Here is a 9,383-nt window from a genome sequence, read left to right on the forward strand (position 1 = left end):
AACCCCCACCCCGGCCCGTACGCGTCGATGATGGCGCCGGCCGTCGGCGCGCCGACGGCGATGCCTATGGTGAGCGCGGTGCCGTGCAGCCCCATGGCTTCACCGCGCACGCTGGCGGGCACCCACTGGCTGACAGTGTCCACAGTGGACGCGAGCGAGGGCGCGCACAGCACACCGCATGGGATCAGCGCGAGCGTGAGCCACCACCATCCGCCGCCGACGAGCCCGAGCGGTATGGTCAGCGCGCCCATCACGCCGACCAGCAGCAGGGGCGAGGCGGCCCGGCGCAGCGCGCCGTAGACGAACCCGCCAATCAGCGAGTACGCACACCAGAGCCCGATGACCAGCCCCGTCCACTGGGTCGCACCGCCGTTGTTGAGCACGGCGACCACGGACAGCTCGGTGGCCGACAGGATGAACGTGGTGGCCGCGGTCACCGCGAGCAGCGTGACGAGAGCGGGCGTGATCCACTGCCGACGCGGGATCCGGATCGCACCGGACGCCGAGGCCTGGGCCTCCTCCTCGGCGGACTGCGTGGGCGGGTTGAGCACGATCAGCGCGAGCCCGGCCACGGCCAGCCCGATGCCCACCGCATACATCGTCACGTGGCTGTTGAACGCGGTCACCGCCGCGACGGCCGCGGCGGGCCCGACCATGTAGGACAGTTCGACGGCCATGGAGTCGAGCGCGAACGCCGACCGCCGCTGCTCGACCGGCACGAGCGCGGCCATGAACTGCCGCATGACCCCGAAGATCGGGATGGACAGCAGGCCGTTGACGAACCCGAGCGCCACCAGGAACGGGAAACTCAGCTGCGGCGCGATCGACCAGTACACCGCTTGCGCCGCCGTGGTGACGATGAGCACAGGCCGCAGGCCCACGCGGTCGACCATGCGCCCCAGGAAGGGCGAGCCGATCCCGGCGCCGATCATGCCGAGCGCGCCCGCGACGCCCGCTTCGCCGTAGCCGAGCCCGAGCGACGTGAGCACGTGCAGGGTGATGGCCATGCCCGCGGCGGTAGCCGGGATGCGCGCGAGCAGCCCGATCAGCATCAGCAGCTTGAGCCCGGGGACGCCGAGCACCATCTTGTAAGGAGCGATGTTCATGACGGTCGGTACCTCCGGGCTCGATTGTGCCCGGAGGGTCCGACATTTTTCGAATGGGTTACGCCACGCCGCTGGCCACGGCCGTGATCAGCTCGCCGCTGGCCGTGTCGCCGGACAGCTCCCGGAAGAACGCGCGCCGAGCGACTGAGACTTTGCCCACGCCAACTTGGTTGCGATCGTCGCTGGTGTGTCATAGCTCCACCAGTTGTTGCCGCAGCGCGCATCGCGGTGCCGCCGCCGGTACCGGATGAAGGGCATCGGGTTTTCAAAACCTCGTCATCGTGGACACCCGGCTCGATCCCTGATGCCGCACCGGAAGCGCTGCCTCCGGGTGCCGCCTGCGTGACGCCCGGTCCAGCCGCGGCCATGGAAACCTATGCCCAGCAACAGTATCGACGCCGGGATGCCCTTTCTTCACAGGCGCGCGATTGCCGTCTCCGCGCAGAAGCCCGCACGCGCCACGTCGTCGGGCGCGTAGACGAGCCCGCCGCCAGGATGCCCGCGTAGCAGGTCAGCGGCCAGTGCGGTGCGGCTGGGCCCCGTGCCGCCACGTCCCAGAACGACCCGACCGCTGTCCCCGTTGGCAGATCGAACGTCAGCGTCCAGTCACACAAACCCCGTCTCCCACGCGGATTCGGTGGTGAACTCGGCCCGGCAGGCAGGCGGATCGAGCGTTTGCGCATGTGCTCTCCCACCGTCGCCTGCTGAGAAAAGATCTAAGGTGGTATCAAGCCTGGCGCACATACGCCTCGCACTCGGCCACCATGTCGGCAGTGTTCCGGTCGATCGCGGCGAACGGGATCAGCTGCTGCACGATCCCGCCGAGCCAGCGCTTGAGATCCTGGCACGTCTCCGCGTCACCCGCCGACTCGAACGAGCGCGCGGTGGCCAACACGACCGCCGCCCACATCCTCCCGAACGGGCCGAAGTTGAACCGCAGGTTCGGCTCGTTGCCCCGGGCACCGATGGCGAACAGGAAGTGCGTCTCCAAACCCAGCCGCCGCCCGGCCTCCGGCGAGGATTCGAGCAGCCGCAACGCGTGCTCACTCAACGCCAGCCCATTCACCACGGCCAGCCGCGCATCGCCACTGCACCGCCCCGACGGCAGCGGGATCCTGCCGGTCCCCAACGGGTCGATCAGCAAGTCGCGCAGCGATTCGTCGACCGGCGCGGCCAGATCGAGCGCCTCGGCGAAGGTCATCGACCGGTCGCGCTGCGCCGCAAGCGACCCGGACAGGTGCTCCTGCTGCCGCACCCGCGCCTGCGCCAGCCGCACGGCATCCGGTGTCGTCCCGGACAACGCCTGCAACGCCAGCTCATCGGCTGCCAGCGCGAGATCCAGCCTGCCGAAGGCGCCGTGGATCTGCGAGGCGACTTCAACCGCAAATATGAAGTACGGCGTTTCCGCCCCGCCGGCGTTCAAATAAATGCGGATCGCGGCATCGGCGGCGGTCACTGCCAGGTCGGGATCGGCGTGCCGGTGCCACACCGTCGCACCGAGCGCCAGCACCCGCGCCAGGTCGAGATCGTCGCGCGACTCCAGCCGCACATACCGGTCCACCGCGTCGTCGAGCTCCAACACCGCCGACGGCCCGAACCCCCGCGCCGACTCGGCCATCCCCCGCCTCGCGCACACGTCGGCCCGGTAAGCCTCCGTCCCCGGCAACCGCTCATAGAGCCGCTCGCACTCATCGAGCAACTCCACCGCCTCATCCGGCTCATCCGTCGCGGTCAGCGTGGAGCCCATCCCGTAAAGGATCGATGCCAGCCCCTGCACATAGCGTGGCTCGTCCGGCTGCTCCTCCAGCAGTTCCCGCGCGAGCATCACCGCCTCCCGCTGGAGTGGCACGGCCACGTCCATGCGGCCGCCGGACATATATCGTTGAATCTGGTCGATCAGATCCCCGATCCGATACTCCCGCTCGAGTCGATCGCGCACCATCGACTTCCTCCAGGTCCGAAGTAGACACAGCATTGCCTACCCGCCCGAAGACCGCCACCGCGGGGCCCCCGTCCACTTCGGATCCGCCGCGTGCATGAACGATCACCACGGACCCGATGCTGCTCACCCGCACCTCCATCGACGCCTGGCACCACCTGGCGGGCCCACCGCCCTGCCCTTCGGCCGCACACATTGCGCCTGCCCCGCCCCGAAAGACACCGCAGCCACCGCCTCTGTCCGCAACATCCGGGATGTTGTCGCGATGGGTGCGCGACCGGGCCACAACATCCGAGATAACGTCGCGGCAGGAGCGGAAACCGCGGCAATATCCGGGATCCTGCACTCCATCAACTAAGCACCACGAAGATATCGCGGGTCCTGCGCAGAACCACGCCTCACATGAGTGGCCCACGCCAACGGCCGCTACGGCAGTGAGATCGACCATGAACTTAATGCCGCAACCCGCCGGAGGCTCACGCCTGAGGTGCCCTCATGCCGGATGCCCGCGATGCCTCGCACGCATGAAACCTCGCCGACCCCGGCAGAAAGCCAGCGGTGGCGCGTCCGCCCGCTGAGGCGGGAGTGTCAGAGGATCCTCGTGTTCGCGTTTCCCCGAGCGCCGGAAGCTGCGGAAACGCTTGGCAGGGCGCGGCGCTTACATCGGTGCGCCGACAGGCCCGCTGAGGCGGAAGGCCGCGGGGAAGGAGGGGTTGGGCGGAAGGCGGCCGTGCCCTGGCGACGGTGCGTTCCAGGGCCTGCTGGGTGCGGCGGAGCCGCATAGACGGCGGGGCGCATGGACGGCCGAGCCGCATAGACGGTGGAGCACATGGACGGCCGAGCCGCATGGACGGCCGAGCACATGGGCGGGCGGCGGGGCCGCATGGGCCCGCCGCCGGGTTACTGCTGGTCGGCCTCGGCCTTGACTTCCGGCTCGTTGGTCCGGAGGGCTGGGGCCGAGGTGCCGGTGCTCACTGCCAGGTGCGGGAACTTGGCGTCGAAGGCCGGACGCTCGGACCGGATGCGCGGCATGCGGTCGAAGTTGCGCAGCGGCGGCGGGCAGGAGGTCGCCCACTCAAGCGAGTTGCCGTGCCCCCACGGGTCGTCGACGGTCACCAGCGGCCCGGTCCGGTAGGACTTCCACACGTTGTACAGGAAGATTACCGTCGATGCGCCGAGGATGAACGCGCCCACCGTCGAGATCATGTTGAGCAGGGTGAAGCCGTCTTCGGGCCGGTAGTCGTAGTAACGCCGGGGGAAGCCCTCGTTGCCGAGCCAGTGCTGCACCAGGAAAGTGCCGTGGAAGCCGATCATCGTCAGCCAGAAGTGGACCTTGCCCAGCCTCTCGTCGAGCATGCGCCCGAACATTTTCGGGAACCAGAAGTAGATGCCCGCGTAAACCGCGAACACGATGGTCCCGAACAGCACGTAGTGGAAGTGCGCCACCACGAAGTAGGAGTCGGACACGTGGAAGTCGACCGGCGGCGACGCGAGCAGCACGCCCGACAGCCCACCGAACAGGAAGGTCGTCAAGAACCCGATCGAGAACAGCATGGGTGACTCAAAGGTCAGCTGCCCTCGCCACATGGTGCCGATCCAGTTGAAGAACTTCATGCCCGTCGGCACGGCGATCATGAAACTTAAGAACGAGAAGAACGGTAATAGCACTTGCCCGGTGGCGAACATGTGATGCGCCCACACGCTCATCGACAGCGCCGCGATCATCAGCGTGGCGATGACCAGACCGGTGTAGCCGAAGATGGGCTTGCGGCTGAACACCGGAATCACCTCGGAGATGATCCCGAAGAACGGCAGCGCGACGATGTAGACCTCGGGGTGCCCGAAGAACCAGAACAGGTGCTGCCACAGCATCGGCCCGCCCGTGGCCGGGTCGTAGACGTGCGCACCGAGCCGCCGGTCGGCCAGCAGCGCCATCAGGGCCGCGGCCAGCAGCGGGAACACCATCAGCACGAGCAGCGACGTGACCAGGATGTTCCACGTGAAGATGGACATCCGGAACATCGTCATGCCCGGCGCGCGCAGCGTCAGGATCGTCGTGATCATGTTGACCGCGCCCAGGATCGTGCCAAGACCGGAGATCACCAGACCGGTGATCCACAGGTCGGCACCGATGCCCGGCGAGTGGATCGCGTCGTTGAGCGGCGCATAGGCGAACCAGCCGAAGTCGGCCGCGCCGTCCGGGGTCGCGAAGCCGAGCACGGCCATCGTGCCGCCGAACAGATACAGCCAGTATGCGAAGGAGTTGAGCCGCGGGAACGAGACATCCGGCGCGCCGATCTGCAGCGGCACCACGAAGTTGGCGAACGCGAACACGATCGGCGTGGCGAAGAACAGCAGCATGATCGTGCCGTGCATGGTGAACAGCTGGTTGAACTGCTCCGGCGACAGGAACTGCCCGCCCGGCTGGGCCAGCTCGGCCCGCATCAGCAGCGCCATCACGCCGCCGACCAGGAAGAAGCCGAAGGCGGTCACCATATACATAATGCCGATCTGCTTCGCGTCGGTCGTGCGCAGCAGCCGCGCCAAAGCCGAGCCCTTGACCGGCTTGCGCACCGGGTAGGGCCGTGTCGCTATCGGTTGCGGTGCGACGGTGGTCACGGCTTGCCTCCTGCTTTAGATCACGCTCTGCCCACGGAGAATAGTCCCCCTCCCAGCACCCCACCGGGACGGGGTCCAACTCAGCACGTGAACCGAACTCCCCGACAGGCTAGCCTCAGGGTGTGACAGCGGAGAAGCCCAAGGTCAGCCCGCCTAAGACGGTCGCGGCCGGGCTGCCCGGCGTCGCGCACGGCCTGGCCAAGGGCCTGGGCGGGATGGGCGCCCGCCGCACCGCGCTCACGCTGCTACGCGTCAATCAAGCCGATGGTTTCGACTGCCCCGGCTGCGCCTGGCCGGAACCGGACAAACGGTCCCACTTCGAATTCTGTGAAAACGGTGCCAAGGCCGTCGCCGAAGAGGCCACCCTCCGTCGCATCACCCCTGACTTCTTTATCCGGTACCCCATAAGCGTCCTGGCCGCCCAGTCAGATCACTGGCTGGGCCGGCAGGGCCGCCTCACCAGCCCGATGGTCAAGCGCCCGGGGACCGACTCCTACTCCCCCATCACCTGGGAGGAGGCCTTCGACCTCACGGCGCAGCAGCTGCGCGCGATCGAGCCCGACGAGGCGCTGTTCTACACGTCCGGCCGCACGTCCAACGAGGCCGCCTTCCTCTATCAACTGTTCGCCCGCACCTACGGCACCAACAACCTGCCCGACTGCAGCAACATGTGCCACGAGTCGTCCGGGGTCGCGCTCAAGGCCACGATCGGTGTGGGCAAGGGCACGGTGTCACTCGACGACATCCACCACGCCCGCCTGATTGTCGTGGTTGGACAGAACCCGGGCACCAACCACCCCCGCATGCTGTCCGCCCTCGAACAGGCCAAGCGCAACGGGGCGCGCATCATGAGCATCAATCCGCTCCCCGAGGCGGGCCTCATCCGGTTCAAAAACCCGCAGAAGCTCAGCGGGCTCGTCGGCCGGGGCACCGCCCTGTCCGACCTGCACCTGCCCATCCGCGTGGGCGGTGACCTGGCCCTGTTCCAGGCGATCGGCGCGCATCTGCGCGCCTGGGACGCGGTCGACCACGAGTTCATCCGCACCCGCACCACCGGATTCGACACGCTCACCGATCCCGACCCGGACCTCGTGCGCAAGGCAACCGGTCTCGACAGCGATGCGGTGGAAATGGCCGCCCGCATGTTCGCCGACTCCGACGCGACGATCGTGTGCTGGGCGATGGGGCTGACGCAGGGCCGCGACGCGGTCGCCACGATCCAGGAGATCGTCAACGTGCAGCTGATGCGTGGCATGGTCGGCAAGCCGGGCGCGGGCCTGTGCCCGGTGCGCGGGCATTCCAACGTGCAGGGCGACCGCACCATGGGCATCTGGCACGAGCCGCCCGCGTGGGTGCACAGGCTGATCGACCCGCCCGAGAAGGCGGGCTACGACACGGTCGAGGCGATCCGGGCCATGCGCGACGGCCGGGCCAAGGTGTTCGTGGGCCTGGGCGGCAACTTCGCCTCCGCGACGCCCGACACCGCCGTCACCGAGGAGGCGCTCAAGCGCTGCACGCTGGCCGTGCACATCTCGACCAAGCTCAACCGCTCACATGTGGTCACGAGCCGGGACCAGACCATGCTGATCCTCCCCTGCCTGGGCCGCACCGAGCGCGACCGCCAAAAAGGCGGCGAGCAGTTCGTCACGGTCGAGGATTCGATGTCGCGCGTTCACGCCTCGCGCGGCCGGCTCGAACCAGCGTCCGAGCTGCTGCGCTCGGAGGTCGCGATCGTCTGCGGCCTGGCGCGGGCGACACTCGGCGTCGACTGGTCGTCCTATATGGACGATTATCGGGCCATCCGGGCGGTGATAGCACGGGTGATACCGGGGTTCGAAGACTTCGAGGCGCGCGTCGAAAAGGGCTTCACCCTCCCGCAGGGCCCGGTCGGGACGATGCGGTTCACCGCAAGCCCGCTGCGCCCGCTCGACGTGCCCGCCGGCCGCCTCATCCTGCAGACCGTGCGCAGCCACGACCAATACAACACGACGATCTACGGGCTCGATGACCGGTACCGCGGAATAAAAAACGGCCGGCACGTCATCTTCGTCAATCCGCTCGACCTCACCGAGCTCGGGCTGCACGACGGTCAAACGGTGGACATCATCTCCGAGTGGGCGGACGGCGAGCGGGTGGCCAAGGGTTTCCGGATCGTCGCCTACCCGATCGCCCGCGGGTGCGCGGCCACCTATTTCCCCGAGGCAAATGTCTTGGTACCACTTGATTCCACAGCAGCCGGGTCGAATACTCCCACGTCGAAGCAGATCATCGTGAGGCTTGAGCCGTGAGTCAGGCTTATGCGCGCAGACCGGTCTGCGGGCGCGGGGCCGATCTCCTCGCGGTCGAGGAGCCGCTGGAGATCCGGGTCAACGACCGCCCGCTGGCCGTGACCATGCGCACCCCGGGCAACGAGCTGGAGCTGGCGCTGGGCTTCCTCTACACCGAGGGCATCATCGCCGGACCGTCCGATGTGGTCACTGCCCGGCTGTGCACGGACACACCCAACGTCGTGGAGGTCAGGCTCACCGGCCCACTCGACATCGAAGCCCGCAATTTCTACACGACCAGCTCGTGCGGGGTGTGTGGCAAGGCGAGCATCGACTCGGTGCGGGTGCACTCGCACCACCTGGTGCAGCACGACACGACTGTCGTGAGCAGACAGACGCTGGCCACGCTGCCCGGAAGGCTGCGCAAGGCACAGCGCGGTTTTGAGCGTACCGGCGGCAGCCACGGGGTCGGCGTGTTCACCCCATCCGGCGAGCTCGTGCTCGCCCGCGAGGATGTCGGCCGGCACAACGCGATGGACAAGGCCGTCGGCGCGTCGTTCCAACGTGGACAGTTGCCGCTGTCCGGGCGGATCGCGCTGGTCTCCGGCCGCGCCAGCTTCGAGCTCGTGCAGAAGGCATGGGTCGCGGGCGTCAGCGTCATCGCGGCCGTCTCCGCGCCGAGCACGCTCGCCGTCGATCTCGCGGCCGAAGCCGGGATGACCCTGATCGGTTTCCTGCGCGGCGATTCGATGAACGTCTACACCCGACCCGAACGGATCACAGACTGACGTTGTCCCCGCGGTCTATCCTCGTTTTGACGACGATGGATGGGTGCAGACGTGTCGGACCGCCACTTTTTCTACCTGGACGAGGTCTGGGTGAAACAGCAGCTCGACCAGGTCGAGCAGCCGATTAGCGACCAGACGCACTGGGAGAACGAGTCGCAGGAGGGCGGGGTCGAACTCGGGGCCAAGCTGCCGGGCGCGCTCGAGGGCCGCGGCGGGCGCAAGGGGCGCAGCGAGAGAGCCTCCGCGTGGACGCCAATGGATACTCCCGAGCGCAGGTTCGATCGCTATCACCAGCACCTGCGCCGCATCGGGAGCCTGATCACCGCCCCGGCCGCCGCGCCGCTGATTCCGGGCGAGCGCTACGAGCTGCACGGCCAGATCGTCCAGCGCGGTGTGTTCCGGGTCGACCAGGGGTTCGACGTCACATTCAAGCTCGACGACCGATATTGGCGGCACGACGACGACGGGACCGAAATCCCGCTCGTGCTGTTCGGGGTGTGCCTGCGCGGCAGCTCGGTCCGTGTGATGGCCGTCTATCTGCCCGAGCCTGCGCGGCCGGAGCCGTCGCCCGAGCCGAGGCCGGTCGGCCGGCGGGTCATGCTCGCCGGCCTGGCGGGAGCGGCCGGGCTGGCGGTCGCGGGTGTGGCGGGCTGGCAGGCGCTGC

At 68.1% G+C, this 9,383-nt stretch carries 6 protein-coding genes and 1 pseudogene; 3 read left to right on the forward strand and 4 right to left on the reverse strand.

What is annotated here, in order from left to right; translation table 11 throughout:
- The 4 genes and pseudogenes from DM816_RS37035 to ctaD form a co-directional block, all read right to left on the reverse strand.
- Positions 1-1,106 (reverse strand): MFS transporter (locus DM816_RS37035; RefSeq protein WP_162908218.1); only part of this gene is annotated, 1,106 nt, incomplete at its 3' end.
- Between the two features lie 58 nt (positions 1,107-1,164).
- A pseudogene (locus tag DM816_RS44945) lies at positions 1,165-1,648 on the reverse strand (glycosyl hydrolase family 18 protein); the annotation flags it as partial.
- Positions 1,649-1,833: 185 nt separating this feature from the next.
- Positions 1,834-3,048, reverse strand: a complete 1,215-nt coding sequence (locus DM816_RS37045; protein WP_117215176.1) for a hypothetical protein — start codon at positions 3,046-3,048, stop codon at positions 1,834-1,836.
- Between the two features lie 897 nt (positions 3,049-3,945).
- Positions 3,946-5,664, reverse strand: coding sequence for an aa3-type cytochrome oxidase subunit I (gene ctaD, locus DM816_RS37050; RefSeq protein WP_117215177.1), 1,719 nt, complete (start codon positions 5,662-5,664; stop codon positions 3,946-3,948).
- A 122-nt stretch (positions 5,665-5,786) separates the two neighbouring features.
- Here ctaD and DM816_RS37055 point away from each other — a divergent pair, with 122 nt between their 5' ends.
- The 3 genes from DM816_RS37055 to DM816_RS37065 all read left to right on the forward strand — a co-directional run.
- Positions 5,787-7,952 carry an FdhF/YdeP family oxidoreductase gene (locus DM816_RS37055; RefSeq protein ID WP_117215178.1) on the forward strand — a complete coding sequence of 722 codons (2,166 nt, stop codon included), beginning with the start codon at positions 5,787-5,789 and terminating at the stop codon, positions 7,950-7,952.
- Positions 7,949-8,719 carry a formate dehydrogenase accessory sulfurtransferase FdhD gene (fdhD, locus tag DM816_RS37060; protein ID WP_117215179.1) on the forward strand — a complete coding sequence of 257 codons (771 nt, stop codon included), beginning with the start codon at positions 7,949-7,951 and terminating at the stop codon, positions 8,717-8,719. The genes DM816_RS37055 and fdhD overlap by 4 nt, the downstream gene beginning before the upstream one ends.
- A gap of 51 nt (positions 8,720-8,770) precedes the next feature.
- A partial coding sequence (locus tag DM816_RS37065; protein WP_162908220.1) for a hypothetical protein occupies positions 8,771-9,383 on the forward strand: 613 nt, incomplete at its 3' end.

Source organism: Allorhizocola rhizosphaerae (assembly GCF_003426775.1).
Classification (GTDB): Bacteria; Actinomycetota; Actinomycetes; order Mycobacteriales; family Micromonosporaceae; genus Allorhizocola; species Allorhizocola rhizosphaerae.